Genomic DNA, 21,889 nt, shown 5'->3' on the forward strand with positions numbered 1-21,889 from the left:
CAAAATAATACAACAATACACAAGGCTGTACGGGATGTATCCTGTACAGCCTTTGGTGTTATTTAAAAAGTCGCGATAGGTTCTTTTGGTGGCTCACATTCGTATAGATCGGTTATTTTCAGTACAGGAACATCTAAATTCTGCTTTTCATAGTTCTGAACCGAAACATCAGCCGTTACTGATACCCATTTTTCGCCTTCCAAAGGGTAATACCTGTTGTACAATGACAGCAGCCAACAGAACTCCATATCAGCTTCACAGCAGGTCATGATGTACCGTCCGATGGCAAAAACATTTTTCGGAAGTTCAGGTCTGGAATTTATCAGTGCTTTGAATCTGACCGTCTTTCCTTGATATTTGGCAGCTTCGTTCATGATATCGTTGTACCAGATGGCATAGTCTTCATCTTTGATCATGATCGTTTCTGCATCGATATCAAAGGGGAGTGGGTCTTTCAAATTATCGGGATTCATAACACCGCTGTCATCGCAGTAGAAAATTTTGCATCGCCTGTTGACACTCCTGACTATGCGGTGAAGGTCATTGATTTCTGCGATGTTCTCATATCGGTTGAATATCACAGTATCGCTGACGTTCAGTTTGTCGATGATAATGCTTTTCATGTTCTGAAAATATATTTCAAAAACCGAAGCATCAGCAAGGAAAACGCTTTCATATACGCCCCAGTTTTCAGGCATATTCGCAATAAGACTGTTCATATGCCACATACCGTTGTACTCAATAACGACTATATCAATATCTTTCGTTACGGCTATATCATCGAGTGACTTTGCATTAAGTTCGTCGATATCATCAATAATATGGAGCGTAATATTTTTATCTCCGAACTTTGAAAGGTCATATTCAGTTTCGCCTTCTTCACATACAAGTATCAGTATGTTTTTGTCCAAGCCAAATTTATCGTTGGAAACGATCTTCTCTATAAAATTAGTCTTTCCGCTTTCAAGCGGACCCAGAAAAAGATAGACAGGTAATTTCTTTCTGCTCATTATCAGGCGGTAGCCAGGCAGGCGTTAAGCTTTGAAAGAATATCAGCTTTCTTATACCCCTTACCGATAAAAACAAGCTGATTGATGCGGTCGCCGTAGGTGTCGTCCCAGTCGTCTTTGATATCGGGATATGCCTCCATGATAGCATCTATCTCTTCCTTGGGGCAGGAAGCCAGCCATTCATTGAGCTCTGTTACGCTTGCGTTTCGGCCTGCCTGTTCAAAAAGCTGGATATGCACATCATCATCTGCAAACCATACATAGCCTTTGGTACGAATAAGTTCGGTGGGATAGCGGTCAACAAATTCCATAAATTTTTCGCGGTCAAATGGGCGGGTCTCCTCATATACAAATGAGGTTATACCGTATTCGTCCATGCAGGCTTCCTTTGCGGTTGGTTCATTAGTGTTAAGGGCACGCTGTATCGAAGATGATGCAAGCACTGAATGATAATCAAATTCCTTTCCGTGGAGTATCTTGTTTGTATCGACTTCGCTGTTTATACACGGTAATATCTCTGCTTCTGACTGTATATCGCGTATAGCCTTTGTAACTTCTTCTATCTGATGAGGGCAGAGAAGGTCTGTCTTGTTAAGTATAACAAGGTCACAGAATTCGATCTGGTCGATGATAAGATTGATGATATCGCCCTCATCGGTATCGTTCTCCATAGTAAGTTCACGAAGAAATTCACGGTATATCCTGTCTGCATCAACTACGGATACTACCGAGCTCAGATAAACGTTTGTATCGGGATTATCCTCGGTGTAGATCACAAATGAAGCGGCAATATTTGAGGGCTCGCTGATGCCCGATGCCTCAACGAAAACAGCCTCGATATCGGGAAGCTTTGATATACGCTCGATCTCGGCAATAAATTCATCGCGCAGAGAACAGCATATACAGCCGTCCTGCAATTCAACCATCTCGACAGATGAAACACGGTCGCGGTTCTTGTTCAGTATAGCCGCATCTATATTAACACTGCCCATATCATTTACGATAAGAGCAATATTGCGCTTTTCCTGTTTTAGAAGATTCTGCATAAGTGTGGTCTTTCCTGAACCGAGATAGCCTGTTATAAGAATTACGGGTATTTTTTTGTTATTCATATTGCACCTCTTAATAGTGATTTGACGATCAATATCGTTACGGTTTATAATTATATTCTAAAGGTGCGGGTTTGTCAATGATTTCACAAGAGATTCTGCGTTTTCTACAAAATGAGAGCTACTCTCAATTTGATAGTGTCTATTTTAACCATCTAGATGACATTCAAATATGAAAACACCCCCGAAGTTTCAGCTGTGCTTCGGGGGGTGAAAAAATATTATGTCATTATTATAAGAGCTTTACATATACCCTGGATATATCGCCGTAAATGGTTTCCATATCTTTTATGTACTCAAATCCGTATTTTTCGTAAAGACCGATCTGGTCTGTTGATACATAAACTGAATTGATATTTTGTTCCTTTGCCAGATTTTCTATCTTCTCAAACAACAATCCCATGTACCTGTGTCCTCGGTATTTTGGGAAAGTATAGACGAATCCCACCCAAGGAGAATACTCCCTTGATGCTATCTCATCTCTTTCAGCAAAAGTGCAGAAGGATACAAGATCATCACCCTCCGTCAGCAGAAGAAGTTCAGAGTCTGCACCTGTAAGATCATAAAAAGTACCGTTAGTAAGTATCTCATGCAGATATTTCCCGGCTCTCCAGCTGCATTTTTCTATCTCTTCCAGCCAGTGCTGCTGTCTGTCATTTTTATAAAAGCTGATTATCTTCATAGGTTCATCCTCATTTATCTAAACAGAAAAGCCATAGCATTATTATCAAATACTATGGCTCGATCATATATCATTACAGCAGGAAGTTTGCCTTTCGGTAATTACGAAATACCAAGGAATTCCAGATATTGCTTTTTAGGCATTACTGTTACTGAAGTCTTTTTCAACTCAGATTCGGATGAAAGTCTGTAAGAAACGTACAGTGTGCCGTCTTCCTTAGTCCAGCCAACATCGGGGACAGTTCCTCTGATACCCTTGTTTGAGATAGTCTTCTTAACACCCTTCTGTTTAAGTGTAAAGAATCTCAGTGAAACGTCCTGACCGTTAGGAACAACGCAGATGTTTACGCCGCCCTTGTCGCTGTTCTGTACATCGTAAATGATTATCCTGTACTTGCCATCAGGGGAAAGTACATTGTCATCACGGGTAACATCGCATATCTTGGTGAATTCGTTCTTGTAGATTGAATATACAGGGCTGTTGCGGTCAAGATTTGCATTGAGTTCTGTAAGTGTTGATGTACCGCCGAACAATAGCTTGAATACGAAGAAAGCAACAAGTCCGAGTACATAGATGAGAAGATATATAGTTCCCATAACGACCTTTACAGTCTCATGTGTACACGCCACAAAAAACATTACTACACCGATAACGAGCGGCGGTATTACAAGTATCCAGTCATACATATTGAATAAAAGCAGAAAGAATACTATAAACGGTAGTACCACACTTATTATCTTAGTGACTATTACATCACGCGAATAGATCATCAGCAGCAGGAAAATCACGCTCGCCGCAACATACACAGTAAAGAAGGATTGTTCCTGTCCTTCAGTAAATTCCAGGTCATAAACAAATGTAGCATATGTCAGCAGACCAATTACGGCAAAATATACCAGATTGAATACGCCGACTGCTCTCTTGACCCAGATATTTGATAAAAGCTCTTTCATCTTACCAAATGCCTCCCAGCTATCGTTTTGCAGTCTGAATAGGTGTCTGTATGACCAATCACGGTGATGAATACCTAAGTAACAGTATTTGCTTTGTGATCGGATATTTTTCTTGACACCACACTATATTATTTTACACCAATTCTTAAAAAAAATCAAGTGATTTATAAAAATTCGTAACTTTGCATAAGCTTAAACTAATTAAGCGCAGTGTGAACTTCCTCAGTTAATAATGATCTGTTCATCACCGCTCAGCCCGGATACTATCTCGACATCACCGTTGTCTTCGATGCCGAGTTCAACGTCCTGTTCGACCTTGACACCATCTATCAGAAGATTGACGTATGTCCTGCCGCTCAGCTCTTTTACTGCCTTTTTAGGGATAACAACACTGTCAAGCCGCGAATAGATATCAAACACAACATTGATGTCGCCGAAATCCATTAGCTCATCTGGATTATCGGGGGAGATAACATAAGTGTACTTTGAGTAATCTCCGCTGTCCTTGAAGACGATATCTGTTACCGTACCCGTAGAGGACGACGTACCCTGCTCGAGCTTAACAGTCGTACCGAAATTAACGTTTGAAAGCTTGTTGTCGAAAACTTCGACACAGAGGTACTTCTCGTTTTTGTCCGTTGCGTAACCGAATACCGCACCTTCGTTTACAGGACTGTTGACATTGTATGCGTTCCAGCCTTGCTGTTCTATGGTAAAATCGCCGTCACAAGGCGCATAGACGTTATAATCATCAAGACTTGCCACCATTCTGTCGTAGCGAATCTGTTCGATCTGAACGTCGTACTGTGCCATTAGTATCTGGTTTGCATCGGCATTATTCTCATAAAGAGTATCAACTGTTGATTTGACCTGATCGAGTCTGATCTTTTCCTTTTCGATCTCTTCTTCCAGGTCGTCGGTATACAGTGTACACAGCAGCTGCCCTTTTTTGACTTCGCAGGGCGCTTCAATTTCGATAGACTTTATCTGTCCCGAAACATCAAATCTTACCTTTTTAGAGTAAGGGTAGCTGTAGATACCGGGCTGTTCATATTTTTGCGAAATATCACGTATCTCGGCATTCACGGTCTTGTAATTAACCGATTTTGTTTCAAGTATAGGCACTGCGATCTCGTCCTGCTTATTTTTCTTGCCGCAGCCTGAAAATATTGCAGTTACAACACATATCGCAAGTATCACAAAGCGTTTTGAATTATCCATAGAATTACCTTTCATACAGAGAAAACAAACATCTTAACTTAATAATTATAGCATCATTAACCATGTTTTACAACTGCATAGCTGAAATTCATCACACTGCACAACGATGGCATTATATTTTTGTTATACTTGTCACTCGACGATGTCAATAAACTGGGATATTATCCCATTTGAAAGCAGAAATCCCTGCGTTGTCAGGCTTATATTATCGCCTTTAAGTTTGACAAGACCGTGTTTTGAAAATTCCTGCGCCAGAGAATATAAACGTTCTGCGGCAGGCTGACCGAAGTAGCTTTTAACTATGTCAAGTGATATGCCTTTGCAGAGCCTGAGCCCCAGAAGAATGTATTCTTCACCCTTGTTTACCGACTGTTCGGTGACTTCACGAGGCTGTACAGGTGCATTTGTAAAAGCATCGGTATCGGGAGGGCAGCAGTATCTTACACCACCGAAGAAGGAGTGCGCAGCAGGTCCAAATCCAAGATAATCCTCACCTGTCCAGTACTTGTTGTTATGACGTGACTCATATCCATCTTTACAGAAATTTGATATCTCATACTGTTTGAACCCATGCAGATCAAGCCGTTCCACAGCTGTGAGATATAGTTCACTCATAAGATCATCATCCGCTGTCAAGGATTTTATCTTGTCATTATTGAAAGCGGTACCTTCCTCTATCTTCAGCATATAAGCGGAGATATGCTTGACAGGCAGATCACAAAGGGTATCTATTGTCTTTTTAAGACTATCACAAGTTTCACCTGCGGCGCCAAGCATTATGTCGGCAGATATGTTCTCAAATCCGATAGTATTAGCAGTTTCAACGGCTTTTACTGCCGTCTTGAAATCGTGAAGACGTCCCAGAAAACCAAGCCTGTTATCATCGGTGGACTGTATTCCAAAAGATATCCTGTTCACTCCTGCTTTATGGTATCCGCGGAGTTTCTCTTCATTGACCGAACATGGATTTGCTTCAAGGGTTATTTCAACGTTGTCAAGTGAAAATACTTTCCTTGCTTCGCCGATGATACGGTTTATCTGTTCCGCATTCAGCAGGGATGGAGTACCTCCGCCGAAATAGAGCGTATCGGCATTTATACCTTTGCCGCTGTATACTACGATGTTTCGGCAAACGGCATCCACATACTTCGATGCGGTATCCGCGTCGAACGGCTTTGAGTAAAAGCTGCAATACGGGCATTTTCTGAGGCAGAAAGGCACATGGACGTATATACCCGTCACTTTCCGTCCTCCTCGTCATTAAAGGCGTTTTCAATGTATGAACCCGCCATCTCGCGGTTACTTCTGAATTTTTCCATTACTTTACGCAGTGCGAATCTTATTACCCACAGAAGGTACATTCCCATGAACAAGAAAAAGCAGATTGTCACAAACATCAGCTTTTCTTTCAGTCCAAGCTGGAAATAAACCGATCTGCTGATAAGCAGTTTCATGGCTGCGGGGTGTATCGCCAATGCACAGATGAATCCTAATACACCGCTGTATGCTATGTTGCAGGTTATTCCGATCAGAGCTTCTTTAAATGTAAGTGCAGAAAACTTGACACCTGCGAATAATACCCAGCATACTACGAAAAACAGTCCGACTGTTGTAGATATGTTGGCGTAAATCTCATATAAAACGGGCAGTAAAACAGCCCCTATAAGTCCGAAGCATATTGCGAGCTTCATTGATCTTCTCAGATCCGGCATATTATCCCTCTTTTGTTCTTTATTTATGTCAATATAATATACTTTACATTTGTTGATGTCTTTTAAAGTATTTCCATCATGTAGCTGAGGATCATAACAAAGGAAACGGCACTCAGAAGTATGCCGACTATGGAGCTTATCCTTGCATTTCCGTCAAATACCTTACTGCGCTTTTTATCAAGCAGAAGTTTGCACTCACGACCCTCGTAGTAGAGCTGTTTTTTCATTATGACCTCACAGGGAAATACATTTTCGTAATTCTCGCCGTCGATCTCATAAACAGGTGTGCTGAACCCGTATTTTGGGTTAATATCCACCTTTCCTACCTTTCCTATACATTTTCTGCTCTGTGTCATTCGTATTATGCAATAAGCAAAAAACAGGAACAGTGCTCCCATCATCAAGCCTAATAATCCAAGGAAGCCTATTATCAGAACCTCAGCAGAAACGCCCAGTATCAACAACAGAACAGTGATTATCACTAATACGATAAGCGCTTCCATGATGCCGTTCCTCCTTTAGTCGTCCAGCTTCAGTACGCTCATGAAAGCTTCCTGAGGTACAGATACAGTACCCAGCTGACGCATTCTCTTTTTACCTTCTTTCTGCTTTTCTAGCAGTTTCTTTTTACGAGTTATATCACCGCCGTAGCACTTTGCAAGAACGTCTTTACGCAGTGCTTTTATGGTTTCACGGGCGATTATCTTTCCGCCTATGGCGGCTTGTACAGGCACTTCAAACATCTGACGTGGAATATTCTCTTTCAGTTTTTCGGTGAGTCTTCTGCCGCGTGCATAAGCCTTTTCCTCATGCACGATGAAGGACAGCGCATCGACTATCTCGCCGTTAAGCAGAACGTCAAGCTTTACAAGTTTTGAGGGTTCATAACCCTTGAGTTCATAATCGAAAGAAGCATAGCCCCTTGTGCGGGATTTCAAAGCATCGAAGAAGTCATATACTATCTCATTAAGGGGAAGGACATAGTGAAGGTCAACACGGTTTTCGTCGATGTACTGCATATCCACGAAGGTTCCTCGTCTGTCCTGACAAAGTTCCATTATATTGCCCACGAACTCCGATGGTGTATAGATGTGGGCGTTGACCACAGGTTCTTCCGCAGAAGAGATAGTACCCGGGTCAGGGAAATTGGTGGGGTTATCGATATACTTTGTCTCGCCGTTGGTCATTGTGACCTTATATATAACCGATGGTGCTGTTGTGATGAGGTCAAGGTTATACTCTCGTTCTAGACGTTCCTGAATTATCTCCATGTGGAGAAGTCCGAGGAAACCGCAGCGGAAGCCAAAGCCCAGCGCGATGGAGGTCTCGGGTTCAAATGAAAGGGAAGCATCGTTCAGCATCAGCTTTTCCAGCGCATCACGGAGGTCGCCGTACTTAGCACCGTCAGCGGGATAGATACCGCTGAACACCATTGGATTGACTTTTTTATATCCGGGCAGAGATTCAGCACAGGGGTTTTCAGCATTGGTTACGGTATCACCAACACGGGTATCACCGATATCCTTGATGGAAGCGGTGATGTAACCAACTTCTCCTGCGTGGAGTTCGCCCACGGGTACTAAGTCTTTTGCGCCCATATAGCCGACTTCAACGGTCTGGAATTCAGCCTTTGCAGCGATAAGACGTATAGTGTCACCCGCCTTGATATGCCCCTCCATAACACGAACATAGATTATAACACCCTTGTAGGAATCATAGTAGCTGTCGAATATCAGCGCTTTCAGGGGTGCATCATCATCACCTTTGGGAGAGGGAATATCAGTGACGATGCGCTCCAGCACTTCCTTTATGTTGGTGCCCATTTTCGCAGAGATACGAGGAGCGTCCATGGCAGGTATACCGATGACATTCTCGACCTCATTGCAGGCACGGTCAGGGTCTGCGGAGGGTAGGTCTATCTTATTGATAACAGGAAGAACTTCAAGGTCATGCTCTATTGCGAGATAAGTGTTCGCAAGAGTCTGAGCCTCGATGCCCTGAGAAGCGTCCACGATAAGCACAGCGCCTTCGCAGGCAGCAAGAGAACGGCTGACCTCATAGTTGAAGTCAACGTGACCGGGGGTGTCGATGAGATTGAAGTAATAATCCTCACCGTCATCAGCGTGATAAGTCAGGCGGACAGCTCTCGCTTTGATGGTGATACCGCGCTCACGCTCGATATCCATATTATCCAACAGCTGATCTTCCATCTCACGGAGTTCAACAGTCTCGGTGAGTTCGAGAATACGGTCAGCGAGAGTGGACTTGCCGTGGTCTATATGTGCAATTATGCAGAAATTACGTATTTTATCCTTTGGGGTCATAAGTACATTCCTTTCTTATGGCATAATAATCCATTCTAAATTATTTTACCATATTTGGTGATGTATGTCAAGTATAGGGGAAATGATGAAGTTTCTCGAAAATAAACAGTTTTGGTCGAAGCTTACAAAGGAAAATTAATGACCGATAGTCAGGCTTTTGATGCGACAGATTTTTAGTTTGTTTGTAAGTAATGACGAGATTCCCGATGATGGTTTGATTTATAGTTGATAAAACACGAAAACTCCGATAATAAGGCTTTTCAGCCTATGTTATTATTCAATGAAAATGATGCGAAAATAAACAGGTCGATAAGTGATATTGTGTTATTTTTCAATAATATTTAACCGTTCATAATTTTGTACACTACACGGAAGCTATCCTAAAAAACACCCAAAAGTGCGTAAAATGGCGCTTTTTGATGAACTTTAATTGGCCATTTTTCTTTGTGGGAATCATACATATATCAGGATATTAACATAAAAGCGTAGTGAACAATGACCATTGAAATAAGCCTGAAAAAATGGTATAATTAATATATCGTATTGTAAGTAACTGTAATTATCGATGAATAAAAAAGAAGGCTATATAATGGATAAAATAAAAATGTCAGCTGTCAGCTGTGTGCTTGCTCTGATGCTTGCAGGTTGCGGCAGTTTTGACGAAAAGGACGTAGTCAACGGTTCCTCGGTCCAGGCCAAGGACGAGACTAAAGTTCCTCTTATAGTAGTAGAGACCCGAGTGCAGGAAACAGAAGACATGGGTGAGGAAGTTCCCGCAGAAGAAACTGTTCCCAGTCAGACTGAAGCCCCTGTACTTGATTCTCCCATGACGGAGAGCGAAAGTTCAAATGCAGGCACTATTATTTTGGGTGGTGAATCTCCCAGGTCGGGTCAGACGCTCACTCAGATCAATATTCAGGAAGAAGACCCTTATACAAACGGTCAGCCCGTGGGCAACGAAGTTCTGCCTCAGAGTCTGGATAATGTCGTGAATGATTATCAGAACGATCAGGGAACCGATGTCACGGAGAATACCCAGAACAATGATGGCGGTGAGCAGGTAAGCGCAAATGGTTACAAGATAGAGAATGTAGGCGGCGTTACATATGTCGGTGGTATACTTATAGCTAATAAATCATATTCTCTTCCCCAAAATTACGGTTCTGGAATTGACCCTGAAGTTCAGATGGCGTTCAATGAGATGCAGGCAGCTGCTTGGAATGACGGCATCAATCTCTTTATTGTTTCGGGTTACAGAAGCTATTGGTATCAGGATCAGCTTTACTGGGGCTATGTAAATACACGTGGCAGTCAGGATGAGGTTGACAGATTCTCTGCTAGAGCAGGATTCTCCGAGCATCAGACAGGTCTTGCTATGGATCTGAACAGTGCCAGCAGAAGCTTTGAGGGTACGCCCGAGGCGCAGTGGATAGAACAACACTGTGCTGATTACGGCTTCATTATCAGATATCCCGATGGCAAGGAGGCTGTCACGGGCTTTATGTACGAGCCATGGCACATAAGGTATCTTGGCAAAGACCTTGCCCGTCAGGTAACGGATTCGGGACTGTGCCTTGAAGAATTTCTGGGTATAAATTCTTATTATAAGTAAAAAATCAAGTCGGACATCTCTGTCATATTTCAGAGGTGTCTTTTTTTGATAGCAAAGGACATTAAAATGCCTATTCACTAATTAATTTCACGTTAACAAAATTTCTGATGATTTTTTATATAAAATGCCAATATACTTTAATGATATAATTAGGTATAATATATAGTATATAGATGATGAAATCATAACTAACTGTGGGGTGAAGACTTGGTAAGAGAGATTGCGGACGCTGATTTTGAAGGTCTTATGAAGCTTTATGTGCAGCTGCATGACAATCCTTTTCCAAAAAAAGATGAACGTGTTATGGCGATTTGGGAGCGTGTCCTCGCTGACCCCGATCATCATGTCATCGTTTGTGAGGAAGACGGAAAGATCGTATCTTCCTGTGTATGCGTGATAGTACCAAATCTGACCCATGGGCAGCGGCCATATGCGTTCATTGAGAATGTCATCACCGATGAAAAGTATCGCTGCAGAGGTTTTGCGACTGCTTGTCTTGACTTTGCAAGGGATATTGCAGTACGCGAAAACTGCTATAAGATCATGCTTCTCACAGGATCAAAAAAGGAAAGTACACTTAGATTTTATGAGAGAGCAGGGTATAATAAAAATGATAAAACAGCTTTTATAAGCTGGCTGTAGATCATATTTTAAAAAATGTCACTGTATGTGAGGGCTGTTTGTGTCTTCATAAATAATTGAATAGTTCGGGCAAAGTTACTTTGGTTATTTACTGTATAGCGATTTTCTTAAAGGTATCATGCACGGCAGAAGGCTGTGCTTAAATATGTTCAAATATTGGCTTGAAACGATAGGAGGACTAAGTTATGATTCTTGAGATCGAGTATTACAAGGCAGATACCCAGCTTGTCGGAAAGACAAGGCATTTTTCAGAAGTAAAAGAACAGCTTGCCAGGGCTGAGGATCTTCATGACAGAGAGAACGATAACTTTATCGAATTGCTTTGCAGAATGTTTGGCTGGACCGAATCCAAGACTTTTGTAAGACCCGACATGATCTATGACAGGGACATAATGAAACTTTCAGGAAACCAGGAATAAACAATACAAAGGGGCGAATATCAATGCTTGAGACCATCGAACAACGTAAGACAGGAAAAGCCGAGGCAATGAATGAGCTGAATTCCATGAGGAATGAGCTCATCGACCTTGCGAACGCTGTAAAATCAGCCGGGATACCTGTTATAATAACTATTGACGGCTGGTCTGCTGCCGGAAAGGGTTCTCAGATAGCCAAGCTTATAAAGTATATGGACCCCCGTTTCTATGATGTTGAATCGATACGCACGCCGAACGAGATTGAACTTCGCAAGCCGTGGCTTCACCGTTTCTGGCAGAGATTACCCAAGAAAGGCGAATTTCTGATACTGGATGGCAGCTGGTACAGGGATACTGTCAATGCTTTCATGTATGATGAGATAAGCAAATCGCAGTACAAGGACAGGATAGAGGATATAAACACCTTTGAACGTCAGCTGGCGGACGACGGCTATCTTATCATAAAATTCTTTTTGCATATCACTAAAGACGAACAGACAAAGCGCCTGCATAAGCTTTCAAGTTCCGAGATAACCCGCTGGCGTGTTAATCCGCAGGATATCATCAACAACGAGAATTACGAGAAGTTCTTCAAACGCTATGACAAGACTTTGATGCGCACCAATACGGAATTTGCACCCTGGCATATAATTGCGGCGAATGATAAGATTACTGCGCAGTTTTCAATAATGATGACTGTTACGAATGCTATCAAGGGCGCTTGTGCTGCTGTTGAGAGCGGCGAGAAGTTCATTGATAAACCTGAATTTCCGGTTATTGATTACAAAAAATCAGAATTCAAAATGGCGAAGTGCAAGAAGCTTTCGGAAGTCAAAATGGACAAGTCACTGACTGATGAGGAGTATGCTGCTAAGTTGGAGAAATATCAGACACGCCTGTTTGAGTTACAGAACCGCTGTTACCAGAAAAAGATACCTGTTATAATTGCTTATGAGGGCTGGGACGCAGGCGGAAAAGGCGGCAATATCAAGCGTGTGGCTAATGCTCTTGACCCTAGAGGTTACGAGGTGAAGCCAATAGCCGCACCTGAGCCATCCGAGCTTGCAAGGCATTATCTGTGGCGTTTCTGGACAAGGCTTGAAAAGGACGGTCATTTCACCATATTCGACCGTACATGGTACGGCAGAGTTATGGTGGAGCCAATAGAGAAGCTCACACCTCAGGAACGTGTGGATATGGCTTATCAGGAGATAAATGAGTTTGAACATCAGCTGACCGAATGGGGTGCTGTTGTTATTAAATTCTGGATAAACATCGATAAAGAAGAACAGTACCGCCGTTTTAAGGAGCGTGAGGAAACGCCTTCAAAACAGTGGAAAATTACCGAGGAGGACTGGCGTAACCGCGAAAAGTGGGACGAATACGAAAAAGCTGTTGACCGTATGGTAGAGCTGACCTCCACAAATTTTGCCCCCTGGACGATAATCGAGGGCAATGATAAAAAGTATGCCCGTATCAAGGCACTAAAGACAATATGCAAGCGCCTTGAGGACAGACTTCTTGAATTGGATCACTAATAATTTTGGCGGAAAAAATTTTTCCGCCATTTTTTTGTAACGAATCGCGTAGATAGTTGTCTAACAGACAGAAGGGAGGTGAGAGCGTGAAGGAGTTCGATGAGATATACGATAAATATGCAAGGCAGGTATACCTGTTTTTGCTTAGACTGTGCGGTAATGAGACGACAGCGGAGGATATATTGCAGGACACGTTTCTGAAAGCCATAGAGAATTCTGATAAATTCGGGAACAGGTGCGAGGTAACGACATGGCTTTGCAGTATTGCGAAAAATGAGTACCTGAACTATGTGAAAAGGAGAGATAACAAAAATCTGCCGATAGAGGACAGGGAGATACCCTATGATGGAGACCTTACCGTGCAGCTGGAGGACAAGGAGAAAAGCATTGCCGTACATAAGGCTCTTCACGCTCTTTCTGAACCTTACCGAGAGGTATTCACCCTGCGTGTTATGGGAGAACTTAGTTTCAGGCAGATAGGTGATATCTTCGGGAAGAATGAAAACTGGGCGCGTGTGACTTTCTTCCGCGCCAAGGCAAAGCTTGTAGACAAACTAAAGGAGGACGGCTATGAAATGTAACGTTGCAAGAGATCTTCTGGCAAGCTACTGTGACGGTCTGCTGGAGGAAGAAACAAAGAGAGAAGTTGAAGCACATCTCACCGAATGCGAGGAATGTCGTAAACTAAAGGAAAGCTATACTGCCGAATTTACTGCGGAGAGGACTATCCCCGAAGAAAAGGAAAATATAAACCCGTTCAAAAAGCTGAAACGTAAGATTAAGAGAATAAAAGTCAGAGCGGTAGTAGCAATTTTAGCGGCTTCACTGATGGTTATTGTGGCTGGTGTTCTTACAGTTGGACAGGTGATAAAGCATGAAAGGTTTCCAAGTTGGGAGTCGATTATTCAGACGATAGAAGTCAGAAGAGCGGCTAAAAACCTAATTAGCGGTGATATAGAGGGGTTTATCAAGTATCTTTATAAGCCTCAACCGATAGATAATACATATAAAGCTGCTTTCAAACCTGCGGGTATGTCAGAAAACAGTATTCCCGTAACATTCTATGACGAAGATGACAGGGTAACGAAGTATATCACAGATATGTTTAAAAAGTCATTTGATAAGGATATCAAGGGGCATAGTGTTTTTATAAATAAAGTTGATACCTGTTACGAGGAATATAATTCAACAGGTGAAAAACAGCTGATTAGTTATGTTAATGTAGCGATGGACGATGGGTTATTAGAATTTGAATTTTATGATATGGGCAATTCAAAATACGATATCATTTCATGCAAGTGGATAGGTGAGGGAGATAATGAGGATATTGCCGATATTTCAGAAATGAATGACTTTGAAAAGGATTGTTGTTTCATCGATTATCTCAATGATGACGGTATATTTCAAAAAATATTCAGCAATAAATTCTATGTATATCTTCGTTTAGAGATGAAACGTCCTAAAGATGATGTTTATAATGTTGAAATAGTGGATGGCAAGATATGTAAAAGGGAGATATCCCATTCAAGATATGAGGATATGTTTACAGCACTTGAAGAAAAAGGTGTCGAGTTTGGTTCTGTGGATACAGGGCTGCTATGGTTTGACCCGGACAATGGAAGATTCATAAAGTCATGGCTTGTTCAGTTGAACTATAAGGATGGTTCAGCTTTTGTCAGGTTCAGCACTGAGTATTCTCCTGACGGAAATTATGTTCTGACCGATACCATAGATACTGTAAACAAAGATGTTCCCCAAGAGATACTCGACGATTTTTATGATATACTTAACTACGTTAGTAAGTAGCTGATTTTGCTCAGCATATTTTTTCAAGATTTTCGCGGATAGCTTTCAGTGTCTTCTTTTCAAGGCGTGATATGTAGGACTGGGATATCCCTACGGTCTGAGCAACTTCTTTCTGGGTCATTTCTTTTCTGCCGTTGAGACCGAAGCGCATTTCCATTATCATCTTTTCGCGCTCGCCCAGCTTGTCTATCTCACGACGGAGAAGCGTCTTTTCAACCTCGCTCTCTATCCCCTTGTGAACGGTGTCTTCGTCGGTACCGAGAATATCGGACAGCAGAAGTTCGTTGCCGTCCCAGTCGGTGTTGAGGGGTTCGTCTATGGATATCTCGCTCCTTCGCTGAGATGCCTTGCGCAGGAACATTAGTATCTCGTTTTCAATACACCTTGAAGCATAGGTAGCAAGCTTGATGTTCTTATCGGGACGGAAAGTGTTTACCGCCTTGATGAGTCCGATAGACCCGATGGATATAAGGTCTTCAAGACCTACTCCAGTGGCTTCAAATTTCTTTGAGATGTATACGACAAGCCGCAGATTATGTACTATCAGCAGTTCTTTTGCTTTTTTCTCATCAGTTGAAAAAAGCTCAAAAGCGCGGGCTTCGTCTTCTTTGGTCAGCGGGGGAGGAAGCTGGTCTGCACCGTTTATGTAGTCAACACTGTGGGTATCTCCAAGAAGAGTTAACACCCAGCGGTTTAGTTTTTTCAGAACTTTCATCATTATTTCTCCTTTCATTCCAGCAAAGCGGGGTTGAAAATAGCACGACTGTGGTTTTGGTCTGATGGCTTTATTCCGACACAACACCTGATATCATAATTTTCGCCGCTATCGTCTGTGATAGTGACATTCCCTTTAGATGTAACATGAAGAAGTCCGCTGCCGTTTATGGTCGAGTATGGTGTCAGACGAAATCCTGCACGCATTCCGCTTTCTGTTTCATCAAGAGCGTAATGGCGGTACATATCATCACAGCAGAATATCACTACAGGAAGACCTGTGAAGCTGTCGCAAAGCCTGTTTCCTGTATCAGCAACCGCCGGCAGAGTTACTTCATAATCACCACATTGAAATCTTGCTTCATAGTTCATGGTCTTTGAGCAGACTCTACGTTTTACTGTTTCAACTATCGAAAGCAATACATAAGCTGTTATCAGCGCTGCCGCAAGTTTTAACAGTGAGATATCAAAATACGCTGTGAAATTTCGCACGAATATGCGTTTGGTATCTGATATTTCCCAGTAGACTATAATGAGCCAGGTGTATACTGCACGTATCGCAAGGAATACAGCCAGACAGCGAACAAAGTCACCAAAGCTTTTTACTTTTACTGCGATGAGGAGAGTTACCACTATCCCTGCCGCTTTTGTAAGGGTTATAAGCAGCGCACCGATGAATGTTCCGCCGTCTGCACAAATTAGCAGGGACATCACCCCAGCAAAAATGCAAGCTGTAAACACCCTGCTTCCCCGAAGTTTTCTGTGAAGCAGTGCCGCCGCTGTATGCAGATAAATAAACTCTACCAGACAGCTTGTGACTATCAGCACATCGGCATATATCTTCATCCTTCCACCGCCCTTTGTTTGTATGTATATATCATACTCCTGCTGATGAAAGAAAACTGTCGGATATTATCATTGTCAAAAGTCGAAAAAGTACAAAAAAAACTCCCTGCCGCGGTATGCCCGCAGCAGGGAAGTTTCAATTTTATCACTATAAAGTTTTTTCAAGAAAATCGGAGAACATCGAAGCAAGTTTATCGGGAATGAAAGCATACATCATGTGACCTTCGTCAAACAGATGAACCTCGCCGTTACACTTAGCAGCATAATCTTTTGCAGCCTGCTGCCATGTCAGTGACTTAACAGGGGAGCGCATATTGCTTACCGCAAAGAAGGCAGGGCATTTCAGATAGCCTGTACTTTCGGCTTTAGCAGCATTTTCTTCCGCTAGTATAGATTCTTCAAAGACAGCTTCACTGGCGATGTTTCGATAATATACCTCTTCGTAGGTCTTTTTCTCTTCATCGGTAAGTTCGTTTCCGTTAAGAAGATTAGATGCATTTACTGTCCTGTTCCTCAGCAGTTTATCAAGCAAGCCGCGCTTGGCTATTTTCTTCATAAGTGCTCTTGATTTTTCAACCATTGCCTTTTTCTTCTCGTGAGGTATCTGTGCCGCCTGAGCTTTCATCATGTTAGGGAAGCCCATATCCAGTCCAAGCACAGCTTTAACTTCATTGGGATAGGTGTTCGCCCACCATATAGCTTCAAAGCCCGAATAGGAATGGGGTACCAGCACATAGGGAGGCAGTATATCCAGCGCTTTCAAAGCGGCACGACTTTCCTCGACAAGATTTTCAGCCGTTCTCTCGGTAGTAGCATCGCCGCTGAGACCGTAGCCCGCTTTTTCGATAACAGCTATCTTGTAATTGTAGGAAAGCCTACGATATAAAGGTTTATATTCCAGGCCTGGACAACCCACACCCGAACCAGCCATGAACACAAGGGTAACATCTCCACTGCCCTCAGTATAGATGTTTATTTCAGTATCTCCGACCTTTGCCTTTGTCCCGTAATTTTGCATAGCTTATTTGTCCTCAAAGAATACCTTGAATGCCTTGTAAGCCATGTAGTTATCCAGTTTTGAGGTTATCTCAAACGGTGCGTGCATCGAAAGTACAGGAACACCAACATCGATAACGTCAAGGTCGAGGTTTGCGATATACTGTGCAACAGTTCCGCCGCCGCCTGCATCGACTTTACCAAGCTCGCCTGTCTGCCAGATTATGCCGTTCTTATCGAAGAGTCTTCTGATCCTGCCGACAAATTCAGCAGAAGCATCAGATGTGCCGGACTTGCCTCTTGCACCTGTGAACTTAGTTGCTACTACGCCGTAGTTCAGCTGAGAGCAGTTGCGTATCTCGAAAGGCTCGATGAATGTGGGGTCAACAGCAGCATTAACGTCAGCGGAAAGGCACTCGGATTTGCTCATTACATTTCTGCCGTTTGCACCGTATACTTCAGCAAGATCGCTGATAAAATAGGGCAGATATGAGCTGTTCAGACCTGTATTGCCGTCGCTGCCTGTTTCTTCCTTGTCGGTGAGAACTGTCATGCAGGTGTATTCGGGCTTTTTGAGCTCCAGAACAGCCTGAAGAGAAGAATAAGCGCAAACTCTGTCGTCCTGACCGTATGAGCCCACAAGACTTCTGTCAAATCCAACGTCAACAGCCTTGAAAGCGGGTACAGCTTCAAGTTCAGCGGAGATAAAGTCGTTTTCAACTATACCGTACTTTTCGTTCAGTATTGCCATTATATTCAGCTTTACCTTGTTGGATATTTTGTCGTCCTTAAAGGGTCTTGAACCTACGATGATATTCAGTTCTTCGCCTGTGATTAGCTTAGGTGCAGGTCTCTTGTACTGTGATTCAGCCAGATGTGGAAGTATATCGCTTATGCAGAACACAGGGTCGCCCTCGTCCTCGCCAATGCGTACTTTTACGGTAGTGCCGTCAGCCTTGATTATTACACCATGGAGAGACAGAGGAACTGTCGGCCACTGATACTTCTTGATACCGCCGTAGTAGTGTGTCTTGAAGTATGCGATCTCCTTGTCCTCATAGAGGGGATTCTGCTTCAGATCAAGTCTGGGGGAATCTATATGAGCAGCTGCCAGTCTTATACCTTCGGAAATATCCTTTTTGCCCATAACGGTGAGTATAACAGCCTTGCCCCTGTTAACAAAGTAGAACTTATCACCGGATTTGTACTTCTTGCCGCGCTCATAAGCCTTGAAGCCTGCATTCTCAGCCTGCTTAACTATCTCCTCGGTTGCCTCGCGTTCGGTCTTTGCAGTGTTGAGGAACTTTTTGTAGCCCTCGTTGTAGCTGTTGATTGCTTCGACCTCTTTGTCTTCAGTTCTAAGAAATCCGTTTTTGGGCTTTGAGAGGATCTTTTCTGCAAGGTCCTCTGCTGCCGACTTTTTCTTTTCTGCCATTTGAATAACCTCCTTGGTATTAATATATATATTCTGTATCGTTGTAGTCTTCGTAAGTTTCGTCGTAATAGTCATCGTATGCTTCCGACTCTTGCTCTTCTGCGGATTCTGTTTCCTCAGCCGATGACGGTTCTTCAAATATGCTGTCCAATCCGCGTTCGGAGAGTATCTTCTTGTAAGCCGAATAAGCCTCATTTATCTTATTCACGTAATGTGAAGTCTGGTCGTTTTCTTTTGGGATATCTTTAACATCAAATTTCTCTGCGCTGATAGTACCGTCCTCAAGCCAGCTGTCCACCTGACCCATACCGCAGTGATAAGCCGCCGCTGTAAGGTCTATGGAACCATCATATCTGTCCATAAGAAAGCTGAGATAATATGCTCCGTATTTTATATTTGTTTCGGGGTCATACATATCCTCAAAGCTTTCGCTGTCATCGTCCAGCCTGAACTTGACCCAGTCGTAGGCATCTTCCATCAGCTGCATAAGGCCTCTTGCACCCACGTCGGAAGTCGCGTCAGGCTTGAAACTGCTCTCAACCTTTATCACCGAGAACACAAGAACAGGGTCAACATGATATTCTTTACAGTATTTGATGACGTATTCTTCATAATCTGTCGGGTACGTAAATCCATGAGGAACATATTTCTCCGCTTTTTGATTGATATCTTCAAGTCCTTGGTTGACACCCCTTTTCAGCAGGAATATTGTCAGAAGAAGTATACCTAAAGCAAATGCTATGCCTAATACAACTGCTATCCAGTCGCGTGCGGAGTTTTTCTTTTTTCTGTTTCTTTTTGTAGCCGAAGCTCTTCTAGTTGTTTTTGCTGCCAATTTTACCTTCCTTTATTTTGTCTATTATTTCCTTTGTCTGTTCTACAGCATCTTCGGTTTCACCGTTGTTTTTTATCACGAAGTCGCTATTCTCTTCAAAAAATCTCTGACTGTGCTGTGAAGCAAATCTGTTTCTGACACTTGCTTCATCCAGACCATCGCGGACAGTGATCCGCCTGAGCCGTATTTCCTCATCGGCTGTCACCGATACTATCACATTGCATTTTTTGTCGGCACCTGCTTCATATAATGTGGGTGCATCAAGAACAACATATTCATAGTCTATGCTGTACTGCGCTATCTTTTTATCAAGAAGTTTGTCGATGTACCTGAATATCACAGTGTTGAGGATATCCAGCTTTTCTCTGTCCGAGAAAACTATCCGACCCAGCGCACGCCTGTCAAGAACAAGATCATCGTCAAAACACTCGGGGAAGATCTTCGCAAGCTCACGGTTGCACTCGCTGCCTGCTTCGGTGACTTCTCTTGCTGCTATATCACAGTTTATTACTCCGAAGCCGTTTTCCTTGAACACTTTCGACACCAGAGTTTTGCCTGCGCCGCTCTGTCCCGTTAGACCTATAACCACACTCATAGGTGTATCACCCTGAAAGCAGCCGCTCTTAAAAGCCTGTTGTAAACTGCCAGACCCACACCGGTTTTACGAGGGCACCTTGCCCATACCTTTTTTGCTCCCATATCGTCAAAACCACGCAGGGCATCAAAAAGGTGCTGTGCCTGTTCTTCATCTGTGGAGCCGAGGATAGTTTTTCTCTGGGAAAGTTCCCGTGCGTCTTCTTCGGTGAATACCATCAGCACATCGTCAGCACTTGCATTTTCTCTGCAAAAGGTATTGAACTGTTCACTGCTGCCATCGATGATAGTTACCTCGGCTTTTGGTGCGTAGTGCTTGTACTTCATTCCCGGGCTGCGGACTTTTGCACCCTCTCCAAGCATTTCAAGTACGCCCTTATCGACTAGAACATTCTCGGTGACTTCTTTCAAGTCCTCCACCGAGATGAAACCGGGACGCAGAAGCCTGATACCGTCGTTCTCAAAGCTGATTACCGTGCTTTCAACGCCCACACCACACGCACCACCGTCAACTATGGCGGGTATACGTCCGTTCATATCTTTGAAAACGTGTTGTGCCGTAGTAGGGGAGGGACTGCCCGAAAGATTTGCCGACGGTGCCGCTATAGGACATCCGCTTGCCTTGATTATAGCGCGTGCCGTAGTATTTGATGGCATTCTTATCCCTACCGTGTCAAGCCCGCCGCTTGTCACTAACGGTATCCTGTCGGATTTCGGCATTATCATCGTCAGCGGTCCTGCCCAGAACTTTTTCGCACATTTTTCGGCAAGCGCGGGTATCTCAGTTACAAGAGGCTCGATCTCATCAAATGAACTAATATGTACTATCAAAGGGTTGTCGGCTGGTCTGCCCTTTGCCGCGAATATCTTGCGGACTGCATCTTCGTCAAAAGCGTTTGCACCCAGCCCGTAGACTGTTTCCGTGGGTATACCCACAACTTCGCCTGCTCTGATAAGTTCTGCGGCGGTGTTTATTGAGTTTTCGTCTGTACCCAGAAGCTTAGTTTCAAACATTTAAGATCTTCTTTCCAAAGTATTTTTTATCGTTCAAAGGGTTTTCCGAATGACCCTATCTCTATCAGATTTCCTTCGGGGTCTGCAATATAGCAGGTGCGCTGTCCCCAGGGTTCTGTGGTAGGTTCAAGAACAGGTCTGGCACCTAGTTTTACCGTTCTATCAAATTCGGTATCGACTTCTTCAAAAGTATCAACATACAGCGCTATCTCCGAATGTCCGTTAATCCCTTTGGCAAAGCTGTACTGCCTGTTGGTCATTCGTTCAAAATCCTTACGTCCGTAAAGCAGGAATAACGTGCCGTCTTTGAGAAGATATACATTTTCCGTGTTCTCCGATTCCTTTATCTCAAACCCGAGAACGTCACGATAGAACCTTATCATCGCAGACATATCTTTGACGAACAGACCGAAACCGTCAAGGTGCATCA

Annotated in this window: 23 protein-coding genes; 6 read left to right on the forward strand and 17 right to left on the reverse strand. The window is 43.2% G+C overall.

What is annotated here, in order from left to right; genetic code table 11:
- Positions 1–62: 62 nt before the first annotated feature.
- From N773_RS0103220 to lepA, 9 genes are all read right to left on the reverse strand, one after another.
- Positions 63–1,010, reverse strand: coding sequence for a TIGR03943 family putative permease subunit (locus tag N773_RS0103220; RefSeq protein WP_024856424.1), 948 nt, complete (start codon positions 1,008–1,010; stop codon positions 63–65).
- A 2-nt stretch (positions 1,011–1,012) separates the two neighbouring features.
- Positions 1,013–2,122, reverse strand: coding sequence for a CobW family GTP-binding protein (locus N773_RS0103225; RefSeq protein WP_024856425.1), 1,110 nt, complete (start codon positions 2,120–2,122; stop codon positions 1,013–1,015).
- A gap of 229 nt (positions 2,123–2,351) precedes the next feature.
- Positions 2,352–2,801, reverse strand: coding sequence for a GNAT family N-acetyltransferase (locus N773_RS0103230; protein ID WP_024856426.1), 450 nt, complete (start codon positions 2,799–2,801; stop codon positions 2,352–2,354).
- A gap of 101 nt (positions 2,802–2,902) precedes the next feature.
- On the reverse strand, positions 2,903–3,754 hold the full coding sequence (locus N773_RS0103235; protein ID WP_024856427.1) for a hypothetical protein: 852 nt from the start codon (positions 3,752–3,754) through the stop codon (positions 2,903–2,905).
- A gap of 222 nt (positions 3,755–3,976) precedes the next feature.
- Complete coding sequence (locus N773_RS0103240) at positions 3,977–4,975, reverse strand: efflux RND transporter periplasmic adaptor subunit (protein ID WP_024856428.1); 999 nt, start codon at positions 4,973–4,975, stop codon at positions 3,977–3,979.
- A 132-nt stretch (positions 4,976–5,107) separates the two neighbouring features.
- A complete protein-coding gene (gene hemW, locus N773_RS0103245; RefSeq protein WP_024856429.1) occupies positions 5,108–6,217 on the reverse strand; it encodes a radical SAM family heme chaperone HemW in 1,110 nt (369 codons plus the stop codon).
- On the reverse strand, positions 6,214–6,687 hold the full coding sequence (locus tag N773_RS0103250) for a hypothetical protein (protein WP_024856430.1): 474 nt from the start codon (positions 6,685–6,687) through the stop codon (positions 6,214–6,216). Before N773_RS0103250 ends, hemW begins: the two co-directional genes overlap by 4 nt.
- 62 nt (positions 6,688–6,749) lie before the next feature.
- Positions 6,750–7,190 carry a hypothetical protein gene (locus N773_RS0103255; RefSeq protein ID WP_024856431.1) on the reverse strand — a complete coding sequence of 147 codons (441 nt, stop codon included), beginning with the start codon at positions 7,188–7,190 and terminating at the stop codon, positions 6,750–6,752.
- Between the two features lie 15 nt (positions 7,191–7,205).
- Positions 7,206–9,011 (reverse strand): translation elongation factor 4, encoded by a 1,806-nt coding sequence (lepA, locus tag N773_RS0103260; RefSeq protein WP_024856432.1) that lies wholly within the window; start codon positions 9,009–9,011, stop codon positions 7,206–7,208.
- 589 nt (positions 9,012–9,600) lie between these two features.
- Here lepA and N773_RS0103265 point away from each other — a divergent pair.
- The 6 genes from N773_RS0103265 (at position 9,601) to N773_RS21030 (ending at position 15,025) form a co-directional block, all read left to right on the forward strand.
- Entirely contained in the window at positions 9,601–10,623 is a 1,023-nt protein-coding gene (locus N773_RS0103265; protein ID WP_024856433.1) for a M15 family metallopeptidase, read from the forward strand.
- A gap of 207 nt (positions 10,624–10,830) precedes the next feature.
- On the forward strand, positions 10,831–11,265 hold the full coding sequence (locus N773_RS0103270; protein WP_024856434.1) for a GNAT family N-acetyltransferase: 435 nt from the start codon (positions 10,831–10,833) through the stop codon (positions 11,263–11,265).
- A 185-nt stretch (positions 11,266–11,450) separates the two neighbouring features.
- Positions 11,451–11,684 (forward strand): hypothetical protein, encoded by a 234-nt coding sequence (locus N773_RS0103275; RefSeq protein ID WP_024856435.1) that lies wholly within the window; start codon positions 11,451–11,453, stop codon positions 11,682–11,684.
- A 23-nt stretch (positions 11,685–11,707) separates the two neighbouring features.
- Positions 11,708–13,219: a polyphosphate:AMP phosphotransferase gene (gene pap, locus N773_RS0103280; protein WP_024856436.1), complete on the forward strand. Its 1,512-nt coding sequence runs from the start codon at positions 11,708–11,710 to the stop codon at positions 13,217–13,219.
- A gap of 86 nt (positions 13,220–13,305) precedes the next feature.
- Positions 13,306–13,800: an RNA polymerase sigma factor gene (locus N773_RS0103285; RefSeq protein ID WP_024856437.1), complete on the forward strand. Its 495-nt coding sequence runs from the start codon at positions 13,306–13,308 to the stop codon at positions 13,798–13,800.
- Complete coding sequence (locus N773_RS21030; protein ID WP_024856438.1) at positions 13,790–15,025, forward strand: zf-HC2 domain-containing protein; 1,236 nt, start codon at positions 13,790–13,792, stop codon at positions 15,023–15,025. The genes N773_RS0103285 and N773_RS21030 overlap by 11 nt, the downstream gene beginning before the upstream one ends.
- A 10-nt stretch (positions 15,026–15,035) precedes the next feature.
- Here the strand turns inward: N773_RS21030 and sigE are convergent, their stop codons facing one another.
- From sigE to N773_RS0103330, 8 genes are all read right to left on the reverse strand, one after another.
- Entirely contained in the window at positions 15,036–15,740 is a 705-nt protein-coding gene (gene sigE / locus N773_RS0103295; RefSeq protein WP_080678291.1) for an RNA polymerase sporulation sigma factor SigE, read from the reverse strand.
- A 14-nt stretch (positions 15,741–15,754) separates the two neighbouring features.
- Positions 15,755–16,585 (reverse strand): sigma-E processing peptidase SpoIIGA, encoded by an 831-nt coding sequence (locus tag N773_RS0103300; protein WP_024856440.1) that lies wholly within the window; start codon positions 16,583–16,585, stop codon positions 15,755–15,757.
- A gap of 148 nt (positions 16,586–16,733) precedes the next feature.
- The gene (locus N773_RS0103305; protein ID WP_024856441.1) at positions 16,734–17,603 is read right to left on the reverse strand and encodes an alpha/beta fold hydrolase; all 870 of its coding nucleotides are present in this window, start codon (positions 17,601–17,603) and stop codon (positions 16,734–16,736) included.
- Between the two features lie 3 nt (positions 17,604–17,606).
- Positions 17,607–19,016, reverse strand: coding sequence for an aminopeptidase (locus N773_RS0103310; protein WP_024856442.1), 1,410 nt, complete (start codon positions 19,014–19,016; stop codon positions 17,607–17,609).
- A gap of 19 nt (positions 19,017–19,035) precedes the next feature.
- A complete protein-coding gene (locus N773_RS0103315; RefSeq protein ID WP_024856443.1) occupies positions 19,036–19,851 on the reverse strand; it encodes a lytic transglycosylase domain-containing protein in 816 nt (271 codons plus the stop codon).
- On the reverse strand, positions 19,832–20,446 hold the full coding sequence (coaE, locus tag N773_RS0103320; protein ID WP_024856444.1) for a dephospho-CoA kinase: 615 nt from the start codon (positions 20,444–20,446) through the stop codon (positions 19,832–19,834). The genes N773_RS0103315 and coaE overlap by 20 nt, the downstream gene beginning before the upstream one ends.
- Complete coding sequence (locus N773_RS0103325; protein WP_024856445.1) at positions 20,443–21,459, reverse strand: L-threonylcarbamoyladenylate synthase; 1,017 nt, start codon at positions 21,457–21,459, stop codon at positions 20,443–20,445. The genes coaE and N773_RS0103325 overlap by 4 nt, the downstream gene beginning before the upstream one ends.
- Positions 21,460–21,485: 26 nt before the next feature.
- Positions 21,486–21,887, reverse strand: a complete 402-nt coding sequence (locus N773_RS0103330) for a VOC family protein (protein ID WP_024856446.1) — start codon at positions 21,885–21,887, stop codon at positions 21,486–21,488.
- Positions 21,888–21,889 lie beyond the last annotated feature (2 nt).

The sequence above is a fragment of the Ruminococcus albus AD2013 genome (genome assembly GCF_000526775.1).
Classification (GTDB): domain Bacteria; phylum Bacillota; class Clostridia; order Oscillospirales; family Ruminococcaceae; genus Hominimerdicola; species Hominimerdicola alba_A.

Coding starts and splice junctions, on each gene's coding strand:
- N773_RS0103220 (WP_024856424.1), bottom strand. CDS start 1,010: ATGAGCAGAAAGAAATTACCTGTCTATCTTTTTCTGGGTCCGCTTGAA.
- N773_RS0103225 (WP_024856425.1), bottom strand. CDS start 2,122: ATGAATAACAAAAAAATACCCGTAATTCTTATAACAGGCTATCTCGGT.
- N773_RS0103230 (WP_024856426.1), bottom strand. CDS start 2,801: ATGAAGATAATCAGCTTTTATAAAAATGACAGACAGCAGCACTGGCTG.
- N773_RS0103235 (WP_024856427.1), bottom strand. CDS start 3,754: ATGAAAGAGCTTTTATCAAATATCTGGGTCAAGAGAGCAGTCGGCGTA.
- N773_RS0103240 (WP_024856428.1), bottom strand. CDS start 4,975: ATGGATAATTCAAAACGCTTTGTGATACTTGCGATATGTGTTGTAACT.
- N773_RS0103250 (WP_024856430.1), bottom strand. CDS start 6,687: ATGCCGGATCTGAGAAGATCAATGAAGCTCGCAATATGCTTCGGACTT.
- N773_RS0103255 (WP_024856431.1), bottom strand. CDS start 7,190: ATGGAAGCGCTTATCGTATTAGTGATAATCACTGTTCTGTTGTTGATA.
- lepA (WP_024856432.1), bottom strand. CDS start 9,011: ATGACCCCAAAGGATAAAATACGTAATTTCTGCATAATTGCACATATA.
- N773_RS0103265 (WP_024856433.1), top strand. CDS start 9,601: ATGGATAAAATAAAAATGTCAGCTGTCAGCTGTGTGCTTGCTCTGATG.
- N773_RS0103275 (WP_024856435.1), top strand. CDS start 11,451: ATGATTCTTGAGATCGAGTATTACAAGGCAGATACCCAGCTTGTCGGA.
- pap (WP_024856436.1), top strand. CDS start 11,708: ATGCTTGAGACCATCGAACAACGTAAGACAGGAAAAGCCGAGGCAATG.
- N773_RS21030 (WP_024856438.1), top strand. CDS start 13,790: ATGAAATGTAACGTTGCAAGAGATCTTCTGGCAAGCTACTGTGACGGT.
- sigE (WP_080678291.1), bottom strand. CDS start 15,740: ATGAAAGTTCTGAAAAAACTAAACCGCTGGGTGTTAACTCTTCTTGGA.
- N773_RS0103300 (WP_024856440.1), bottom strand. CDS start 16,585: ATGAAGATATATGCCGATGTGCTGATAGTCACAAGCTGTCTGGTAGAG.
- N773_RS0103305 (WP_024856441.1), bottom strand. CDS start 17,603: ATGCAAAATTACGGGACAAAGGCAAAGGTCGGAGATACTGAAATAAAC.
- N773_RS0103310 (WP_024856442.1), bottom strand. CDS start 19,016: ATGGCAGAAAAGAAAAAGTCGGCAGCAGAGGACCTTGCAGAAAAGATC.
- coaE (WP_024856444.1), bottom strand. CDS start 20,446: ATGAGTGTGGTTATAGGTCTAACGGGACAGAGCGGCGCAGGCAAAACT.
- N773_RS0103325 (WP_024856445.1), bottom strand. CDS start 21,459: ATGTTTGAAACTAAGCTTCTGGGTACAGACGAAAACTCAATAAACACC.
- N773_RS0103330 (WP_024856446.1), bottom strand. CDS start 21,887: ATGCACCTTGACGGTTTCGGTCTGTTCGTCAAAGATATGTCTGCGATG.